This window comes from Cupriavidus pinatubonensis (assembly GCF_019602855.1).
Classification (GTDB): Bacteria; Pseudomonadota; Gammaproteobacteria; order Burkholderiales; family Burkholderiaceae; genus Cupriavidus; species Cupriavidus pinatubonensis.
Window position 1 is genome coordinate 907,995 of sequence record NZ_CP080766.1, and the last position, 19,377, is coordinate 927,371.

Consider the following 19,377-nt stretch of genomic DNA (forward strand, 5'->3'; position numbering starts at 1 on the left):
TAAAGAGGTAGCCCCGATGTTCCGCTTCGAGTATGGACCGAGCAATGTTTATGTACAGCTTGGCTTCGAGGACGCCGAAGAAATCCCCCTCAAGGCGGGAATCGTGAAGGACATCACCGATCGGATTCGGTGTGCCGGACTGACGCTGTCGGACGCCGCCGCCATGCTCGGGACGTCGCAATCAGATCTGCTCCTGGCGCTTTGCGGGAAACTCCAGTCTTTTCGGGCGGCGGAGCTGCTCGCTTGGCTTGATCGCCTGAGCTTCCCCTTGCAGTTGAAGAACCGCTAGCGGCCGGTCGCCTGGAGAGGCATCAGGGGAGCGGAACTTATCGCAGTACGAGCCATGAGCAGCTGGTCCCAATGCGCGTCTGTCATGCCGGATATCCAGGTATTGTGTGTCGCCGTGGGCAACACGAGTAGCGTGGATGATCCCCGGCTGGCGAGTTGTTTTTGAAGTGCCAGTCCCGCCTGAGGGCCCACCAACTCGTCCTGACCGGCTACCAGAACGGCGGAAAGCCCGTGATAGTTCGCAAGCGCCACGCTGGAATCGAACGGAGACTTCAATAGCAGGCGGACCGGGATAAACCACATTTTCCGAGCCGCTGTCTCTCGCAGGCTGGAGAACGGCGTAATCAGCACCAGCCTGTCAACACGCTCTGGCATGGCCGCTGCAACTTGCGCCGCCACGCCACTTCCCAAAGACTCGCCCACAAGTGTCACGCGGCCGGGCCAGCGCTGGGAAATCTCGCGCATCAAAGCCATCGCAGAGGGAACAATGGTGGCCTGCGAAGGCTTTCCCCGATTGGGGCCAAAGCCGGGATACTCGGCCAGAACAAGCCGGTACCCTCTGGTGTTGAAGACCTTGGCCAGGCTGAGCCGCTCGAAGGCATTGCCGTCGTTTCCGTGAAAGAAGAGCGCTGTTTTCGTCGATGCATCAACGACCGGAGGCTCCACCACGATCGCATTCAAGCCTGGAATGATCCGGGCTTTGGCTTCTACCGCCTTTTCCCGCCACAGTGACTCGTCGGCCGTCACCGGGAAATAGATGAAGTGATCCTGGCGCACATACATCCACACCAGAATCACGCAGTAGATCAGCGCGGCAATGAGCGGCGTTCTTCTTAAGGCCAGCCGAACTTGCATAGGAAGAGCCTTTGCTAACGTCATGCGTCATGCGCTAACTTGCGGCATCGTCGGAAAGCGAAGGTTCTCAAACGACGAGTCCGTCGATGATGGTACGCCAGTACCGGCCTATGAGGGTAGCCCGCTGCAAGAGTAAGGCGAAGACAGGACGGTTCGCCTAAACTTTCGACAGAACGAACAGGAGGAGCCTTGCCATGTCCCAGTCCCGCCGCCAGGTGTTTCGCGCTTGTCACGTCCTGGGCGCCGCGATGGTTGGACCCGCGATTCTCCTTGGGGTGGCGCTCGCTCTCGGCGGCTGCGAAGGCGTTCCGCGAGATACCACTGCGACGCCGCCTCCGCCTCGTCAGCCAATCCCAAGCAGCGATGACCAGTACCCGGCACCGCGGTCCGAGCGCGACACGCGCAGCCCTTCGGCACCGGCACGCTAGGAGACTGTCCGACGAGAGCAGATCTTCGGCTGAATAAAAAACAAAGGGCAACCACAAGGGTTGCCCAAGGCAAAATTCTCACACCCGACTATGCATCCGTTGTCGCCAATGGCGCCCCCGAAAACAGGGGGCGCCATTGGTGGTGGTGGCGTCGGGGTGCCGCGGAGAACCTTACAGGTTCACGCCATCAGCGACTTCCTTGAAGTCCTCGATCTGGTCGAAGTTCATGTACTTGTAGATCTTGTCGCCATTCTGGTTAATGACGCCAATATCGGCCATGTACTCTTCCTTCGAAGGGATCTTGCCCAGACGCGAGCAGATCGCGGCCAGTTCGGCCGAACCCAGGTACACGTTGGTGTTCTTGCCCAGACGGTTCGGGAAGTTGCGGGTCGAGGTCGACATCACCGTCGCGCCCTCGCGCACCTGTGCCTGGTTACCCATGCACAGCGAGCAGCCCGGCATTTCGGTACGCGCACCGGCCGTGCCGAACACGCCGTAGTGGCCTTCTTCGGTCAGCTGCTTCTGGTCCATCTTGGTCGGCGGGGCCACCCACAGCTTGACCGGGATGTCGCGCTTGCCTTCCAGCAGCTTCGAAGCGGCACGGAAGTGGCCGATGTTGGTCATGCACGAACCGATGAACACTTCGTCAATCTTGGCGCCAGCCACGTCCGACAGCGTCTTCACGTCGTCCGGATCGTTCGGGCAAGCCACGATTGGCTCATGGATGTCGGCCAGGTCGATCTCGATCACGGCAGCGTATTCGGCGTCGGCATCCGGAGCCAGCAGTTCCGGCTTGGCCAGCCATGCTTGCATGGCTTCGATGCGGCGCTGCAGGCTGCGCGGGTCCTGGTAGCCCTGGGCGATCATCCACTTCAGCAGCGTGATGTTGCTGTTGATGTATTCGATGATCGGTTCCTTGTTCAGGTGCACCGAGCAACCGGCGGCCGAACGCTCGGCGGAAGCATCTGACAGTTCGAACGCTTGCTCGACCTTCAGGTCAGGCAGGCCTTCGATTTCGAGGATGCGGCCCGAGAAGATGTTCGTCTTGCCTTGCTTGGCCACGGTCAGCAGGCCTTGCTTGATTGCGTACAGCGGGATCGCGTTGACCAGGTCACGCAGGGTCACGCCAGGCTGCATCTTGCCCTTGAAGCGGACCAGCACCGATTCCGGCATGTCCAGCGGCATCACGCCGGTGGCAGCGGCAAAGGCGACCAGGCCCGAACCGGCCGGGAAGCTGATGCCGATCGGGAAGCGGGTGTGCGAGTCGCCGCCCGTGCCGACGGTGTCGGGCAGCAGCATGCGGTTCAGCCACGAGTGGATCACGCCGTCGCCCGGACGCAGCGAGATACCGCCGCGGGTCGAAATGAATTCGGGCAGCGTGTGGTGGGTCTTGACGTCGACCGGCTTCGGATACGCCGCAGTGTGGCAGAACGACTGCATCACCAGGTCGGCCGAGAAGCCCAGGCAGGCCAGGTCCTTCAGCTCGTCGCGGGTCATCGGGCCGGTGGTGTCTTGCGAGCCCACCGAGGTCATCTTCGGTTCGCAGTACGTGCCCGGACGGATGCCCTTGCCTTCCGGCAGGCCGCAGGCGCGGCCGACCATCTTCTGGGCCAGCGTGAAGCCCTTGCCAGTGTCGGCCGGGTTCTGCGGCAGGCGGAACAGCGTCGACGGGGCCAGGCCCAACGCTTCGCGGGCCTTGGCGGTCAGGCCACGGCCGACGATCAGCGGAATGCGGCCGCCGGCGCGGACTTCGTCGAACAGCACGTCGGACTTGACCTTGAACTCGGCGATCACTTCACCGTTCTTCAGGGCCTTGCCTTCGTACGGGCGCAGTTCCACCACGTCGCCCATTTCCATCTGCGACACGTCCAGCTCGATCGGCAGCGCGCCGGCGTCTTCCATAGTGTTGTAGAAGATCGGGGCGATCTTGCTGCCCAGGCACACGCCGCCAAAGCGCTTGTTCGGGATGAAGGGGATGTCTTCGCCGGTGAACCACAGTACCGAGTTAGTGGCCGACTTGCGGCTCGAACCGGTACCGACCACGTCGCCGACGTAGGCAACCAGATTGCCCTTCTCGGCCAGCGACTGGATGAACTTGATCGGGCCGCGCTTGCCGTCTTCTTCGGGCTGGAACGCCGCGCCTTCACGCTTGTTCTTCAGCATGGCCAGCGCGTGCATCGGGATGTCCGGGCGCGTGGTGGCGTCCGGAGCCGGCGACAGGTCGTCGGTGTTGGTTTCGCCCGGCACCTTGAACACGGTGATGGTCAGGCTCTGCGGCACTTCCGGGCGGCTCGTGAACCACTCGGCGTCGGCCCAGCTCTGCAGCACGGCCTTGGCGTTGGCGTTGCCCTTGTCTGCGAGTTCCTTGACGTCGTGGAAGGCGTCGAACATCAGCAGGGTCTTCTTGAGCGCATCAGCGGCGACGGTGCCGACTTCGGCATCGGCCAGCAGCGAAATCAGCGGGGCGATGTTGTAGCCGCCGAGCATGGTGCCCAGCAGTTCGGTCGCCTTGGCGCGCGAGATCAGCTTGCAGCTGTCCTTGCCCTGGGCAACGGCGGCCAGGAAGGCAGCCTTGACCTTGGCGGCGTCATCCACACCGGCAGGCACGCGGTTGGTGATCAGGTCGACCAGGACCTGTTCTTCGCCGGCCGGCGGGTTCTTCAGCAGGTCGACCAGCTCGGCGGTCTGCTTTGCCGACAGCGGCAGCGGAGGAATGCCAAGCGCGGCGCGTTCGGCAACATGGGCGCGATAGTTTTCAAGCATGGGAACCTGCTTAGTAATTGGGTTGTAGAAATTCCGTTGACGTCGCGATTGTAGTCGGAAGCGCCGCCTCGGTCAAATGTCTTATATCTTATATAAGAGTGAAAAATAAAAATCTCTTTCTTAACAACCACTTACAAACCATCAAATCTGTCGATCAGCATGATCGACTACCCGAGTAGTGTAGTGGGGATTGATGGTGGCGCCAGTTATTTGGCACCGGCCGGAAACTCACGCCGATCGGGGGCGGGCCGGACGCGCACCGGCAACTCAAGTTCCGCGAGCAATACGCGTTAACCATGCAGCAGGCGTGCACCGCACGCCTGCTGGCGCAGCCATGCCTGCTCCCTTTCCGCTCAAACGGCCAAGCTGAAAGGGTTTCTCCCTTTTTTTCGGCCCTTTGCTGGCCTGCGATTCCGCAAGAATGGCAGGCATTCCGATACAGGCTTCTCATGGCGAACACGGCTTCTCCTTCCCAGATTGGCGGCACCTCAAGCAAGCGAGGCCGCATGCTGCTGATTGGCGGCGGCGTGCTGATCCTGGCTCTGGGCGCCGGAGGATTCGTGCTGGGCAGCATCCTGAGCAACCGGCAGCCGGCGGTACCCGCCGCACCGGCCGCGCCCGTGATCCCGCCGCCCATCTTCGTGCCGCTGGACGCCTTCACCGTGAACCTCAAGGGCGAGGACGGCGATCGCTTCCTGCATACCGGCCTGTCGCTCAAAGTGGCGGACGCCGACACGCAGGCACGCATGACGCAGTACCTGCCCGAAGCCCGCAGCCGCATCCTGCTGCTGCTGTCAGCCCGGCAACCGGCGGATCTCGCCACGGTGGAAGGCAAGCGCAAGCTGGCCGATGACATCCGCAACGCGATCAATCAGCCGTTCGCGACAGGACTGCCGCCGCAGCGCGTGCTCGACGTGTTGTTCACCTCCTTCGTGGTGCAGTAAGCCCCTGCCCCGACAGCCAACCCGATATGAAACTGCCATCCGCCTGCCAGCAACGCCACCACCGCACCCGCATGCTTGCGGGCCGCCGTGCGCGCTGACGCGGATATGGACAGTTCGATTCACACCGCAGCATAAGGGGCAGGACACCAGATGGCCTATGACAAGTTCCTCTCGCAGGACGAGGTAGACGAGCTGCTCAAGGGCGTTTCCGGCGAAGCGGACACGCCCAAGGCGAGCGAGCCCGCCGCGCCCGACGAGGGCGGCGTGCGCCCGTACAACCTCGCTACGCAGGAACGCGTGATCCGCGGGCGCCTGCACACGCTCGAGATCATCAACGAGCGCTTTGCGCGTTCGCTGCGTACTGCACTGTTCAATTTCATCCGCCGTGGCGCGGACATTACCGTGGGGAGCGTGCGCATCGAGAAGTTCGGCGATTTCGCGCGCAACCTGCCGATGCCGACCAACCTGAACCTGGTCCACATGAAGCCGCTGCGTGGCACGGCACTATTCGTGTACGACCCGAACCTGGTGTTCCTGGTGGTCGACAACCTGTTCGGAGGCGACGGCCGCTTCCACACCCGCGTGGAAGGCCGTGACTTCACCCAGACCGAGCAGCGCATTATCCAGCGCATGCTGGAGATGACGCTGACCAGCTACGGCAATGCCTGGCGCACCGTGTATCCGATCGAGACCGAATACGTCCGCTCGGAGATGCACACCAAGTTTGCAAACGTCGCCACGGTCAATGAGGCCGTGATCACCACCGCCTTCCACATCGAACTCGGCGCCGTGGGCGGACAGCTGCATGTCTGCCTGCCCTACGCCATGATCGAGCCGCTCAAGGACCTGCTGATGAATCCGCTGCAGGACGAGAAGGAGGTCGACAAGAGCTGGCTCGCGAAACTGTCCACGCAGTTGCGCGCGGCCGATGTGGAAGTCGTGGCCGAGTTCACGCACGTGCAAAGCACCGTCGCGGAAGTCCTGGCGCTGCGCGCCGGCGACGTGCTGCCGATCGAGCTGCCGGAGCACGTGTTCGGCAAGGTGAACGGCGTGCCCGTCATGCAATGCGGATTCGGCACGATCAATGGCCAGTACGCGCTGCGGGTAGAGCGAATGATCAATCACCAAGACAGCGATTCCAACAAGGAAACCGATCATGACTGACGGCATCGAGGACAAGCCGGTCGATCCGATGGACGACTGGGCCAGCGCGCTGGCGGAACAGACCAGCGCCACTGCGGCCGAAGCCCCGGTAGCGGCCGCCATCCCGGCCGCCGCCACCGTTTTCCCGCCGCTGGCCAAGGAAGCACCGAGCGGCTTCCAGAACGATATCGAGATGATCCTCGATATCCCGGTACAGCTCACGGTCGAGCTTGGCCGCACCAAGGTGCCCATCAAGAACCTGCTACAGCTTGCGCAGGGATCCGTGGTGGAACTGGACGGCCTGGCCGGCGAGCCGATGGACGTGCTGGTCAACGGCTACCTGATTGCGCAGGGTGAGGTGGTGGTGGTGAACGACAAGTTCGGCATTCGCCTGACGGACATCATCACGCCGTCCGAACGCATCCGCAAGCTCAACAAATGAACGCCGTCGCCCGCCTGCGGCGCGCCGTCCTGCCGCTCGCGGCGGTGGCGGCGCCGTGCCTGGCGCATGCCGCCGAAGGCAACGGGCCCGCCATCAGCGGCGCGGGCAGCCTGGCCCAGGCCGGGCTCGGGCTGTTTGGCGTCATTGCGCTGATCCTGGGCCTGGCCTGGGTGGCGCGCCGCGCGGGCCTGGTGCGCCACGGCCCGCAAGGCATGATGAAGGTGATCGGCAGCACCATGCTTGGCGCACGCCAGCGGCTGGTGCTGGTCGAGGTGGGCGACACCTGGCTGGTGCTCGGCGTGAGCGCTGGTGAAATCCGCACCTTGCACAGCATGCCGGCAGGACAGGCGACGCCATCGGCGCCGTCCGGCCCCGGCGGCAAGACTTCCGGCGGCAGCTTTGCCGAAAAGCTGCTGCGCTCGATGCAGGAAAACTTCAAGTCATGAACACCGAGCGCGCCGCCACACCGCGGCGCAAGACGCAATTCCGTGCGCTGGCCATCGGCAGCGCGCTACTGGTGGCCGTGCTGGCACTGGCGCTCGCGCCGGCACCCGTGCTGGCACAGGCACTGCCCGGCGTGACCAGCAAACCCGGCCCGGGGGGCGGCCAGATCTGGTCGCTGTCGATCCAGACGCTGGTCCTGCTGACTTCGCTAAGCTTCCTGCCGGCGGCCGTGCTGATGATGACCGGCTTCACCCGCATCGTCATCGTGCTGGGCCTGCTGCGCAACGCGCTCGGCACGGCATCGTCGCCGCCGAACCAGGTGCTGGTGGGCTTGTCGCTGTTCCTGACATTCTTCGTGATGAGCCCCGTGCTCGACCGGGTCTACAACGACGCGTACAAGCCGCTGTCCGAAAACAGGATCAGCCTCGAGACCGCGATGGCCAAGGCAGCCGAGCCGCTCAAGGGTTTCATGCTCAAGCAGACCCGCGAGAAGGATCTCGCCATGTTCGCGCAGATGGCAAAGGCGCCTGAAATGCAGGGCCCCGAAGAGGTGCCGATGAGCATCCTGGTTCCCGCGTTCGTCACGAGCGAACTCAAGACCGCATTCCAGATCGGCTTCACCATCTTTATTCCGTTCCTGATCATCGACCTCGTCGTCGCCAGCGTGCTGATGGCGATGGGCATGATGATGGTGCCGCCCGCCACGATCTCGCTGCCGTTCAAGCTGATGCTGTTCGTGCTCGTGGATGGCTGGCAGCTGCTGCTGGGCTCGCTCGCGCAGAGCTTCATGAATTGACCCGCCCCGACTGAACCTGGCCATGACTCCGGAAACCGTAATGACCATCGCGACCCACGCGATGAAGATGACGTTGATGCTGGCGGCGCCGCCGCTGCTGGTGGCGCTTGCCGCCGGTCTGGTGGTGAGCCTGTTCCAGGCCGCCACCCAGATCAACGAAATGACGCTGACCTTCATTCCGAAGCTGGTCGCGCTGTTCGCCACGCTGGTGCTGGCCGGCCCGTGGATGATCAACACCATGGTGGACTACATGCGTGAAGTCCTCCAGAGCATTCCTGCGATGGCGCACTGACGCTGTCCTCGTCGCAATCCGCATCCTGCCGTGATCGAAGTCACCAACGCGCAGCTCTATGGCTGGATCGCGACCTTCCTGTGGCCGTTCTTCCGGCTGCTCGCGCTGATCGGCACGGCGCCGCTGTTCGGTGAATCCACCATCCCTGGCCGCGTCAAGGTTGGGCTGGCCGCCATCACCGCGATGGTGGTTTCGCCCACGCTCGGCAACCTGCCCGTGGTGCCGGTCTACTCGTGGGAAGGCCTGATCATCATCCTCAACGAAGTTGGCATCGGACTGGCTACCGGCTTCACCATGCGGCTGGTATTTGCGATCGTGCAGCAGGCCGGCGAAATCATCGGCATGCAGATGGGTCTGGGCTTCGCCTCGTTCTTCGACCGCGCCGCCGGCGGCCAGACCATGGTGCTGGCGCGCTTCCTCAATATCATCGCTGTGCTGCTGTTCCTGGCCATGGATGGCCACCTGCTGATGCTTGGCGCGCTCGTCGACAGCTTCCAGGGATTGCCTATCGGCGCCACGCCGGTGTCGGGCGAAGGCTGGCACGCGGTAGCGCGTGCAGGCGGCATGGTGTTCTCGTCGGGGCTGCTGCTCGCGCTACCGATGATTGCCGCGCTGCTGACGCTGAACCTTGCCATGGGCGTTCTGAACCGCGCGTCGCCGCAGCTGTCGATTTTCGCGGTCGGCTTCCCGGTCACGCTGTCGGGCGGTCTGCTCGTGCTGGCGCTGGTGATGCCGCAGATGGGCAGCTACATGCAGCACATGATCGAAGCGGGACTGGACGCGGTGAACACGGTGCTGAGCCAGTTCGCGCGCTAATGCGCGCGTGGCGGACCGTCCCGCCGGACATGGCGGGACGCGATCTCCTCACAGGGACCGATTCGTTCGCCACCCACTCAATGCGCCAGCAGTTTCGCAGCATCGTGGCATTCATAGCCAAGATCGTGCGCGACCTCCTTGCATGTCACCATGCCGAACGCCACGTTCAGGCCGTTGGCAAGATGCGGGTTGTCCGCCAATGCCGCCTTCCAGCCTTTGTCCGCGATCTGCAGCGCGAATGGCAGCGTGGCGTTGTTGAGTGCGTAGGTCGAGGTACGCGGCACCGCGCCGGGCATATTCGCGACGCAGTAGTGCAGCACCTGGCCGACCAGATAGGTCGGTTCCGCATGTGTCGTCGCCTTGGCAGTCTCGCAGCAGCCGCCCTGGTCGATCGCCACATCCACGATGACCGACCCCGGCTTCATCGCGTCCACCATGCCGGCCGTGACCAGCTTGGGCGCGGCCGCGCCAGGAATCAGCACGCCGCCGATGACGAGATCGGCCGACAGCACGTGGCGCTCGACGTTGTCCTGGTTGGAGTAGACCGTCGTCACACGGGCGCCGAGCAGACGGTCCATGCGCCGCAGCACGTCGATATTGCGGTCAATCACCACTACGTGGGCGCCGGTGCCCACGGCGATCTGCGCCGCGTTGCTGCCCACCACGCCGCCACCGAGAATCACGATCTTGGCCGGCTCCACGCCCGCCACGCCGCCCAGCAGCACGCCCATGCCGCCGCGCGCCTTCTCCAGGCAGTGCGCTCCGGCCTGCACCGACATGCGGCCCGCGACCTCAGACATGGGCGCCAGCAGCGGCAGCCCGCCGCCCGCCTGGGTGACGGTCTCGTAGGCGATGCACACCGCGCCGCTGCGGACGAGGTCAGCGCACTGGTTCGGATCCGGCGCCAGGTGCAGGTAGGTATAGAGAATCTGCCCCTCGCGCAGCATGGCGCGCTCGTTGGCCTGCGGCTCCTTGACCTTCACGATCATTTCCGCCTTGGCGAAGATCTCCTGCGCCGTGTCGACGATGGTGGCGCCGGCCTTGCGGTAATCGGCATCGCTTGCGCCGATGCCGGCGCCAGCCGTCGTCTGTACGAGCACGTGGTGGCCGTGTGCCGTCATCTCGCGCACAGACGATGGCGTCAGGCCGACGCGATACTCATGATTCTTGATTTCCTTCGGTACTCCGATCCTCATTGCTGTCTCCTGTTTGAATGGTATGCAAATCCGGTACGGTGGCGCTGCTGTCTTACCAGGGCAGCGAGTAGGTCTTGGTATTGCAGAAGCTCTTCATTGCTTCGAGCACGCCTTCCTTGTAGCCCAGCCCCGAGTCCTTGATGCCGCCAAACGGCGTCATCTCGAGCCGGTAGCCCGGGACTTCGCGGACATTGACTGTGCCCACCTGCAATTCGCGGATAAAGCGCGTGATGTAGTCGAGACGGTTGGTGCAGACCGACGACGACAGCCCGTAGGCCGTGCCGTTGGAAATCCGGATGGCGTCGTCGATATCCTTGAAGCGGATCACCGGCGAAACCGGGCCAAAGGTCTCGTGCCTGACCACGGCCATTTCCGGGTCCACGTGATCGAGCACGGTCGGCGCGTAAAGTGCGCCGTCGCGCGTGTGGCCAGCCAGCAGGCGCGCGCCGCCGGCGATGGCGGCATTCACGACGGACTCGAACTGGATGGCCGCGGCCTCGTCGATCACCGTGCCCATATCGGTTGCCGGGTCCAGCGGGTCGCCGTACTTCACTTCCTGCGTCTTGGCCACCAGCAACTCGACAAAGCGGTCGGCCACGGACTCCTGCACCAGCATCCGCTTCACCGCCGTGCAGCGCTGGCCGGAGTTCTTGTACGAGCCGCCCGCTGCCAGCGTGGCGGCTTCCTCCAGGTCGGCGTCTTCCATTACGATGATCGGATCGTTGCCGCCCAGTTCCAGCACCTGGCGTTTGTAGGCCGCCTTGGCCGCGATGTACTTGCCGATCGACACGCCGCCGGTAAAGGTCACCAGATCCACGTACTGGCTGGTCAGCAGCTCGTCGGCAATCTCGCGCGGATCGCCGGTGACCACCGACAGCATCTGCGGGGGCAAGCCGGCCTCATAGAGGATGTCGGCCAGCGCGAACGCGGCCAGCGGCGTCTTCTCGCTCGGCTTGAGCACCATGCGGTTGTTGGTCGCCACGGCCGGCGCCACCTTGTGGATCACCTGATTGAGCGGGTGATTGAACGGCGTGATAGCCGAGATGGCGCCCAGCAGCGGCTCCTTGAGCGTATAGACCTTGCGGCTCTTGCCGTGGGGCGTGAGATCGCATGAGAAGACCTGGCCGTCGTCCACGAGCGCCTGGTTAGCGGCGAACAGCAGCACGTCGGAAGCGCGGCCGACTTCGTAAAGCGTGTCCTTGAGCGACAGTCCTGATTCGAGCGTAATCAGCGTCGCGATCTCTTCCTTGCGCTTTGCGATGATCTCGCCGGCACGCATCAGGATGCGATAGCGCTCGTAGCGGGTCAGCGTCGAGCGGTATTGGTGCGCGATGCGCAGCGCGCGGCGCACGTCTTCGATATTGGCCTTCGGCACGGTGGCGATGACTTCGCCGGTGTAGGGATAGGTCACTTCGATCACGCGATCGCGATAGACCTTTTCGCCGGCAATGCGCAGCGCTTCATGGCGGATGTTGGAAGTGGCTGGCGTGCTCATGTTTGTCTCCTGTTGATCTCGTTCGGCAGGCGCGACTGTCCCCCCGCCCCTGCGCAAGGGGCGTATCAGGACAGCAGGCAGGTAGGCTGGAAGCCGCCGTCAGGCGGCGTGATTCAACGCGAGGTCGAGTGCGTCGAAGTTGCGCAGGCGGCGGTCCGGCTGCAGGCCGACCATTGAACGATTGCAGAGCAGCGGCACGACTTGCTCGGACACCCCGCCGTGGGAGCGCAGCGGTGCGTCAAGTCCGGACAGGTCATGCCTGGACTTCGATGTGCCGATCACGACGTTCTGCCGCGATACCGCGACGATGTCGCCGATGCGGTCTGGCGGCAGCCCGAAGCGCTCCGCGGCCTCCTGGCGGGTCAGCACGCTTTCCATGCCGTCGATGTCGGCGATCCGCGAAATCCAGCGGGCGGCGCTCTCGGCGTCCGGCGTATAGATGGTCGCGAACGAGCCCAGCGCGCCGTGGTGGACCACGTAGGGATCGGTAATGGGCAGGATCACGCGGGCCGCGCCCTCGCCGTACCAGCTGTCGAGCTGGTCCTGCAGGTAGATGACGTTGGGCTCGCCGGTGGCGCCGTGCTTGTCGTTCATGCCGTGGTCGGCAGTCAGCACGATCGTGGCGCCAAGCGCGTCGAGCTGGCTCAGGTAGCCGTCCATCATCTGGTAGAAGGCGTTGGCGGCCGGACTGCCCGGAGCCGCCTTGTGTTGTACGTAGTCCGTGGTGGACAGGTACATCAGGTCGGGCCGCTCGCGCTCCATCAGCTTGACGCCGGCCGCGAAGACGAACTCTGACAGCGCCGCACTGTAGACCGACGGCACCGGCATGCCCACCATCTCCACGACGCCGGTGATGCCGTTTTCCTCCTGCGTGACCTGGTCAGCCTTCTCCGACGAGAAGCAGATTCCCGTCATGCCATGGCCGAGCAGCTTGCGCAGCTTGTCCTTGGCCGTGACCACAGCCACTTTCGCCCCGGCGTTCGCGAAGGCCGCGAGCACGGTGCCGGCGCGCAGGTACTTGGGATCATTCATCATCACTTCGGCGCCCAGTTCCCGATCGAAGAAATAGTTGCCGCAGATGCCGTGGACCGACGGCGGCGCCCCTGTGACGATGGACAGGTTGTTGGGGTTGGTGAACGAGGGAATCACGCAGTCGCCCAGCAGGCTCGTGCCGTGCTGCATAACCTTCCGCAGGAAAGGTGCCACGCCCGCTTCGGTGGCCGCGTGCAGATATTCTGGTGCGCAGCCGTCGACGCATACCACGACCACCGGGCAGTTCATCCAGCGGTAGGTCCTGCCGTTGACTTCAATGCGTTCAGCCTTGGTCGTTCCCATTTCCAATCCCCTTGGTGATGAGCGTCAGCTCATGGTTCGTTGTTGCTTTCCGGATGCACCTTGCGGTGCGCCTTGAGCATGCGTACGCGGCTGGCGGCCACGTGTGCGCGCAGCGCGGCGCCGGCATGCCTGGCATTGCCCGCCACAATGGCGTCCACGATCGCGCGGTGTTCGTCGGCAGACACATCAAGCCCTCCGCCCTGGGTCAGCGCCTGCATGCGGAACAGGTGCAACTCTTTCACGAGCCGCCGGTAGGTCTCGGTGAGCTTGTTGCTGCCCGCGTGTTGCAGCAGTAGTTCATGGAACCGCAGGTTCAGCGATGCGTACTCGGCCGCCTCTTTCTTGTTGGCGACGTCTTCCATGGCGCCCAACAGCTGGTTCAGTTCACTGACCAGCGTCGGGTTGACGCGCTGCGCCACCCGCTTGCCGATGATTTCCTCCAGGGCCTCGCGCAGTTCATAGATCTCATCGGCCTCTTCCACCGAAATCTCGCGCACGAAGACCCCGCGGTTCTTCTCGTTGCGGACCAGCCCCGCTTCCTCCAGCGCGCGCAGCGCTTCACGGATCGGACCGCGGCTAGTGCCAAAGCGCGCCGCGATATCGCTCTCGTTGATACGCGTGCCCGGTGGCAGTTCGCCGGTCATGATCAGGCGTTCGATTTCCTCCTGCACCAGCATCGGCAGCGAGCTTGAACGCAACAGTTGGATGGCGTCGGTCATTCCCATGGCTCCATTAAAGTTCCCTGTCTGTAGATTGTCAACAGTTTTCAATCTTACGTTGACAGTCTTCAGACTACGTTCTACATTGAGTTCATCTTACCGCAGGGTGCGGCACGACACACCGCGGAAGGCCGTAGTGCAGACAACAGATCTGACTAACAGGAGACAGAGCATGAAACACTCACTCGCCATGGCGCTTTGCGCTTCCGCGCTGGTATGCACGGCTGGCAGCGCTTCCGCGCAGCAAAAGATCACCCTCACGGTCTACACAGCGCTGGAAACGGACGCGATGAAGCTCTACAAGGACGGCTTCGAGAAAGCCAATCCGGATATTGAAGTGCGCTGGGTACGTGACTCCACCGGCATCGTGACCGCGCGCCTGCTGGCCGAAAAGGCCAATCCGCAGGCGGATGTGGTAGCCGGGCTGGCGGCGAGCAGCCTGGTGCTGCTGTCACAGGAAGGCATGTTGCAGGCCTACGAGCCCAAGGGTTTCCAGCAACTGAGTCCCAACTATTCCGATACCGCGCGGCCGCCGCAGTGGGTCGGCATGGACGTCTGGGCGGCCGCGATCTGCTTCAACCGCGTGGAGGCCCAGAAGCTGGGCCTGCCCAAGCCGGAGAGCTGGAAGGACCTGACCAAGCCGATCTATAAAGGCCGTATCACGATGCCGCATCCGGCCTCCAGCGGCACCGGCTACCTCGACGTGGCGGCCTGGCTGCAGATGTGGGGAGAAAACGATGGCTGGAAGTACATGGACGGCCTGCACGAGAACATCGCCCAGTATGTGCACTCCGGCTCCAAGCCGTGCAAGCAGGCGGCGACCGGCGAATTCCCGATCGGCATCTCGTTCGAATTCCGTGGCCACCAGGTGCGCAAGTCCGGTGCCCCGGTCGACCTGATCTTCCCAACCGAGGGCCTCGGCTGGGACATCGAGGCCACGAGCATCATGAAGACGACCAAGAAGCTGCCGGAAGCCAGGCGCTTCGCCGACTGGATGGCCAGCCGCGATGCGAACCAGATCAGCGCCACGTGGTGGGCCGTGGTGGCGTACCCCGGCGTCGCCAAGCCACTGGACGGCATTCCGCCCAACTACGAAAGCCGCTTCGCCCGCAACGACTTCCAGTGGGCCGCCAAGAACCGCTCTCGCATCCTGGCCGAGTGGAGCAAGCGCTACGACAGCAAGGCTGAAGCCAAGTAAGCCACGCGAGGGGGGGCGCGCCGCTCCCATCAGTACTGTCTTTACCCTCATCGCCATCGCCATCGCCATCGCAGCCATCACCAGATTGTGGGGAACCCATGGAAATGACCAGCGCCAAGTTCGTCGCCACGCGCGCCGGCAGCGTGCCCGCCCTCGAGATCCAGGGCGTGCGCAAGGAATTCGAAACCTTCACCGCCCTGCGGCATATCGACCTGACCGTCTACCAGGGCGAGATGCTGTGCTTCCTCGGCCCGTCGGGCTGCGGCAAGACCACGTTGCTGCGCATCATTGCCGGACTGGAGAAGCAGACCGCCGGCACCATCCTCCAGCTCGGGCGCGATATCTCCGCCCTGCCTCCTTCCAGGCGCGACTACGGCATCGTGTTCCAGTCGTATGCGCTGTTCCCGAACCTGACGATCGCCGATAACGTGGCCTACGGCCTCGTGAACCGTCGCACCGGCCGGGCCGAGATCGCGCAGCGGGTGCAGGAACTGCTTGACCTGGTGGGCCTGCCGACCTCCGGACGCAAGTACCCCAGCCAGCTTTCGGGGGGCCAGCAGCAGCGCGTCGCGCTGGCGCGTGCGCTGGCGACCCGGCCGGGCCTGCTGCTGCTCGACGAACCGCTGTCCGCGCTCGATGCGCTGGAACGTGTGCGCCTGCGCGGTGAGATCCGGCGCCTGCAGCAGCAAGTGGGCGTAACGACCATCATGGTCACGCACGACCAGGAAGAGGCACTGTCCATGGCCGACCGGATCGTCGTCATGAACCACGGTGTCATCGAGCAGGTCGGCACGCCGCTGGAGGTCTACGAACGCCCGGCCACGCCGTTCGTGGCGGACTTTGTCGGGCGCGTGAATGTGCTGGCCGGCACGGCGCTCGGTGGCCGCCGCTTCCGCGTGGGCACGCTGGAGCTGACCTGCGAGGGCTGCAGCCGCGAATTCGAGCCCGGCACGGCCGTCAATCTCTATCTTCGTCCCGAAGACCGCCACATCGGACAGTTCGGCGGCGACACACCCAACCAGCTGACCGTCAACATCGAGAAGGTCGAATTCCTGGGTGACACCTGCATGGCCGAGGCGAGCTGCGAGCACCTTGGCGGTCAGTCGCTGTGCCTGCAATTCACCCTCGACCAGTTCCACGATCACGGCATCCGCGCCGGCCAGCCGCTGCGTATTGCGCTGCGGGCCAGCCGCATCCAGGCCTTCGCAGCGACTGGAGCAAAACGATGAAAGAGATCGTACTTCCCCAGATGCCGTCCCAGACACCCAAGACCACCACGACAAGCTGGCTGGCCCGCTGGAACTGGGACGAAATCATCGCGCGCGCGGTGCTGGCCTGCGTGCTGCTAGCGCTGTTCCTCTTCCTGCTGGCGCCGATGTGCGCCATCCTCGCCAATGCCGTGCTCGATCGTGACGGCCATTTCGTCGGACTGGCCCACTTCGCTGCCTACATCCGCACACCGTCGCTGCTGCAGTCGGCACGCAACTCGGTAATGCTGGCCGCGAGCGTGGTCGGCATCTCCGTGCCACTGGCCTTCGTCTTCGCCTATGCGCTGACACGCAGCACGCTGCCAGCGCCGCTGAAAGCCGCCTTCCGGCTGATTGCACTGATCCCGCTGCTGGCCCCGTCCCTGCTTTCCGCCATCTCTTTCGTGCAGTGGTTCGGCAACCAAGGCGTGCTCAAGCCGCTGCTGGGCGGGGCATCGATCTACGGCGCGCGGGGCATCATCATCGCGGAGGTCTACAACACCTTTCCCCATGCGTTGATGATCCTTGTCACGGCGCTGTCGCTCGCTGACGGGCGCCTCTACGAAGCCGCCAGCGCCCTTGGCGCCAGTACCCGGCGCAAGTTCTTCAGCGTGACCCTGCCCTCCTGCAAATACGGCCTGATCAGCGCGGCGACCGTGACCTTCACCTATGTCATCTCCGACTTCGGCGCGCCCAAGGTGATTGGCGGCGACTTCAACGTGCTGTCCATCGATGTCTTCAAGCAGGTGATCGGCCAGCAGAACTTCTCGATGGGTGCGGTAGTCGGTGTGCTCCTGCTGGTGCCGTCGGTCCTCTCGTTCATGATCGACGCCGTGGTGCGCCGCAAGCTGCGCGCCCAGCTCACCGCACGTTCGGTACCCTACGCGCCCAAGCCCAATGCCTTGGCCAACGCGCTCCTCGGCGGCTACTGCATGCTGGTTTGCGCACTGTTGCTCTCCGTGGTCGGCATGGCGATCTATACCTCGCTGATCAAGCTGTGGCCCTACGACCTGACGCTGAGCCTGCAGAACTACCACATCGTGCTGTTCGAAAGCGATATGGCCGGCGCCTACAAGAACAGCCTGGTACTCGCCACCGCCACGGCGCTGTCGGGTTCGCTCATCGTCTTCACCGGCGCCTACCTGATCGAGAAAACCCGCAACCTCGGGCTGATGCGGCCGGTCATGCATTTCCTGGCGGTGCTGTCGATGGCCGTGCCGGGTCTGGTGCTTGGGCTAGGCTATGTGATCTTCTTCAACCACCCGTCGAACCCGCTCAACTTCCTTTACAACACGATGATCCTGGTGATCCAGTCGACCATCATCCACTACTACACGTCGAGCCACCTCACGGCCATCACCGCGCTCAAGCAGATCGATAACGAGTTCGAAGCGGTCTCGGCCTCGCTCAAGGTGCCGCAATGGCGCACGTTCCTGCGCGTCACGCTGCCGGTATGCCTGCCTGCCGTACTGGACATCGCCCGCTATTACTTCGTGGTGTCGATGTCGACGCTGTCGTGCGTGATCTTCCTCTACACGCCGGAAACCATCCTCGCCTCCGTCGCCATCATGCACATGGACGATGCCGGCGACATTGGTCCCGCGGCGGCGCTTGCCAGCCTGATCGTGCTCACGTCCACCGCCATCTGCCTGGTCTATGCCCTGTGCACCCGCGTGCTGCTGCGACGCACGCAGGGCTGGCGCGACCTGGCCCGCCACTGAGCGCCGCGATCCCGGAATACCGAGATACCGACAAGCCGACAGACCAGAACCCAACGTCAGGAGACACCCATGACCGCCACGCCCTACCCCATCCTGCTCACTCCCGGCCCCCTCACTACCTCGGACCGCACCCGCGCTGCCATGCTGCGCGACTGGGGCTCGTGGGACACTGACTTCAACGCCATTACCGCCCGCATTCGCCAGCAGGTGCTGGCGATCGTCCACGGCGACGACACGCATGAATGCGTGCCCCTGCAGGGCAGCGGCACCTTCTCCGTGGAGGCCGCCATCGGCACGCTGGTGCCGCGCGACGGCCATGTGCTGGTGCCTGTGAACGGCGCCTATTGCCAGCGCATCGCGAAAATCTGCAAGACCCTTGGCCGGCGCCTGTCCACCATCGACTATGCCGAGGACCGCCCCATGCGGGCAGCGGACATCGACCGCCAACTGGCTGCGGACAGCACCATCACCCACGTCGCGGTCGTCCATTGCGAAACCGGCACCGGCGTGCTCAACCCGCTGGACGAGATCGCCCAGGTCGTAGCCCGGCATGGGCGCGGCCTGATCGTCGATGCGATGAGCTCCTTCGGCGCCATCGACATCGACGCCCGCACGACCCCATTCGATGCCGTCATTGCGGCCTCCGGCAAATGCCTGGAAGGCGTGCCCGGCATGGGCTTCGTAATCGCGCGGCGCACGGCGCTGGAGCGCTGTGAAGGCAACAGCCATTCCCTTTCGCTTGACCTCTATGACCAGTGGAAATACATGGAACGGACCACGCAGTGGCGCTTCACGCCGCCGACGCATGTGGTCGCGGCGCTTGACCAGGCGCTCCAGCAGTATGTGGAAGAAGGCGGACTTCCGGCACGCGGCGCGCGCTACGCCCGCAACTGCCAGTTGCTGGTGGACGGCATGGAGACGCTCGGCCTGAAGCCTTACCTCGAGCGCAAGGTACAGGCCCCGATCATCGTCACGTTTCATGCGCCGGCCGACCCGCGCTATGACTTCAAGACCTTCTATCAGGCCGTCAAGCAGCGCGGCTACATCCTGTATCCGGGCAAGCTCACCGAAATCGAGACCTTCCGCGTGGGATGCATCGGCCATTTCGGCGACGCGGGCATCCCCGGCGCGGTGAAGGCCATCGGCGAAGTCCTGGCGGGGATGGGCGTCGAGATCGGGATGACCGTTGCCGCGTGACGGTCGGCGCCTGCGCCATTGATTTGAGCTTGACTGACATGGCCAGGACACACCGGCG

18 protein-coding genes are annotated in these 19,377 nt (G+C 64.0%); 12 read left to right on the forward strand and 6 right to left on the reverse strand.

Annotated features, from left to right (window positions below):
* Positions 1-16 precede the first annotated feature (16 nt).
* Positions 17-289, forward strand: a complete 273-nt coding sequence (locus tag K2O51_RS04095) for an XRE family transcriptional regulator (protein ID WP_011299591.1) — start codon at positions 17-19, stop codon at positions 287-289.
* Here the strand turns inward: K2O51_RS04095 and K2O51_RS04100 are convergent.
* Both K2O51_RS04100 and acnB read right to left on the reverse strand, forming a co-directional pair.
* The gene (locus tag K2O51_RS04100; RefSeq protein WP_049796480.1) at positions 286-1,143 is read right to left on the reverse strand and encodes an alpha/beta hydrolase; all 858 of its coding nucleotides are present in this window, start codon (positions 1,141-1,143) and stop codon (positions 286-288) included. The genes K2O51_RS04095 and K2O51_RS04100 overlap by 4 nt on opposite strands.
* Positions 1,144-1,742: 599 nt before the next feature.
* Positions 1,743-4,334: a bifunctional aconitate hydratase 2/2-methylisocitrate dehydratase gene (acnB, locus tag K2O51_RS04105; protein WP_220630523.1), complete on the reverse strand. Its 2,592-nt coding sequence runs from the start codon at positions 4,332-4,334 to the stop codon at positions 1,743-1,745.
* Positions 4,335-4,783: 449 nt separating this feature from the next.
* Between acnB and fliL the strand changes: the two genes are divergently transcribed.
* From fliL to fliR, 7 genes are all read left to right on the forward strand, one after another.
* Positions 4,784-5,278, forward strand: coding sequence for a flagellar basal body-associated protein FliL (gene fliL, locus K2O51_RS04110; protein WP_041680375.1), 495 nt, complete (start codon positions 4,784-4,786; stop codon positions 5,276-5,278).
* 150 nt (positions 5,279-5,428) lie between these two features.
* Positions 5,429-6,442, forward strand: coding sequence for a flagellar motor switch protein FliM (gene fliM / locus K2O51_RS04115; protein WP_011301989.1), 1,014 nt, complete (start codon positions 5,429-5,431; stop codon positions 6,440-6,442).
* On the forward strand, positions 6,435-6,863 hold the full coding sequence (fliN, locus tag K2O51_RS04120) for a flagellar motor switch protein FliN (RefSeq protein ID WP_011301988.1): 429 nt from the start codon (positions 6,435-6,437) through the stop codon (positions 6,861-6,863). Before fliM ends, fliN begins: the two co-directional genes overlap by 8 nt.
* Positions 6,860-7,309 (forward strand): flagellar biosynthetic protein FliO, encoded by a 450-nt coding sequence (gene fliO, locus K2O51_RS04125; protein ID WP_220630524.1) that lies wholly within the window; start codon positions 6,860-6,862, stop codon positions 7,307-7,309. Before fliN ends, fliO begins: the two co-directional genes overlap by 4 nt.
* Complete coding sequence (gene fliP / locus K2O51_RS04130) at positions 7,306-8,103, forward strand: flagellar type III secretion system pore protein FliP (protein ID WP_011301986.1); 798 nt, start codon at positions 7,306-7,308, stop codon at positions 8,101-8,103. The genes fliO and fliP overlap by 4 nt, the downstream gene beginning before the upstream one ends.
* Before the next feature lie 22 nt (positions 8,104-8,125).
* A complete protein-coding gene (fliQ, locus tag K2O51_RS04135) occupies positions 8,126-8,395 on the forward strand; it encodes a flagellar biosynthesis protein FliQ (RefSeq protein WP_011301985.1) in 270 nt (89 codons plus the stop codon).
* Between the two features lie 30 nt (positions 8,396-8,425).
* Entirely contained in the window at positions 8,426-9,211 is a 786-nt protein-coding gene (gene fliR, locus K2O51_RS04140) for a flagellar biosynthetic protein FliR (protein ID WP_220630525.1), read from the forward strand.
* A gap of 77 nt (positions 9,212-9,288) precedes the next feature.
* On the opposite strand, the gene ald is transcribed toward fliR, so the two are convergent.
* The 4 genes from ald to K2O51_RS04160 all read right to left on the reverse strand — a co-directional run bounded on the left by ald (position 9,289) and on the right by K2O51_RS04160 (position 13,956).
* A complete protein-coding gene (gene ald, locus K2O51_RS04145) occupies positions 9,289-10,407 on the reverse strand; it encodes an alanine dehydrogenase (protein WP_140948801.1) in 1,119 nt (372 codons plus the stop codon).
* Between the two features lie 52 nt (positions 10,408-10,459).
* The gene (gene phnY / locus K2O51_RS04150) at positions 10,460-11,902 is read right to left on the reverse strand and encodes a phosphonoacetaldehyde dehydrogenase (protein WP_011301982.1); all 1,443 of its coding nucleotides are present in this window, start codon (positions 11,900-11,902) and stop codon (positions 10,460-10,462) included.
* Positions 11,903-12,001: 99 nt separating this feature from the next.
* A complete protein-coding gene (gene phnA / locus K2O51_RS04155; RefSeq protein ID WP_140948803.1) occupies positions 12,002-13,237 on the reverse strand; it encodes a phosphonoacetate hydrolase in 1,236 nt (411 codons plus the stop codon).
* Positions 13,238-13,266: 29 nt separating this feature from the next.
* Complete coding sequence (locus K2O51_RS04160; RefSeq protein WP_011301980.1) at positions 13,267-13,956, reverse strand: phosphonate utilization associated transcriptional regulator; 690 nt, start codon at positions 13,954-13,956, stop codon at positions 13,267-13,269.
* Positions 13,957-14,128: 172 nt separating this feature from the next.
* Here K2O51_RS04160 and K2O51_RS04165 point away from each other — a divergent pair, with 172 nt between their 5' ends.
* From K2O51_RS04165 to K2O51_RS04180, 4 genes are all read left to right on the forward strand, one after another.
* The gene (locus K2O51_RS04165; protein ID WP_140948804.1) at positions 14,129-15,154 is read left to right on the forward strand and encodes a putative 2-aminoethylphosphonate ABC transporter substrate-binding protein; all 1,026 of its coding nucleotides are present in this window, start codon (positions 14,129-14,131) and stop codon (positions 15,152-15,154) included.
* A gap of 98 nt (positions 15,155-15,252) precedes the next feature.
* On the forward strand, positions 15,253-16,383 hold the full coding sequence (locus tag K2O51_RS04170) for a putative 2-aminoethylphosphonate ABC transporter ATP-binding protein (protein ID WP_140948805.1): 1,131 nt from the start codon (positions 15,253-15,255) through the stop codon (positions 16,381-16,383).
* Positions 16,380-18,122: a putative 2-aminoethylphosphonate ABC transporter permease subunit gene (locus K2O51_RS04175; RefSeq protein WP_140948806.1), complete on the forward strand. Its 1,743-nt coding sequence runs from the start codon at positions 16,380-16,382 to the stop codon at positions 18,120-18,122. The genes K2O51_RS04170 and K2O51_RS04175 overlap by 4 nt, the downstream gene beginning before the upstream one ends.
* A gap of 69 nt (positions 18,123-18,191) precedes the next feature.
* Positions 18,192-19,319 (forward strand): 2-aminoethylphosphonate--pyruvate transaminase, encoded by a 1,128-nt coding sequence (locus K2O51_RS04180; protein ID WP_220630526.1) that lies wholly within the window; start codon positions 18,192-18,194, stop codon positions 19,317-19,319.
* Positions 19,320-19,377 lie beyond the last annotated feature (58 nt).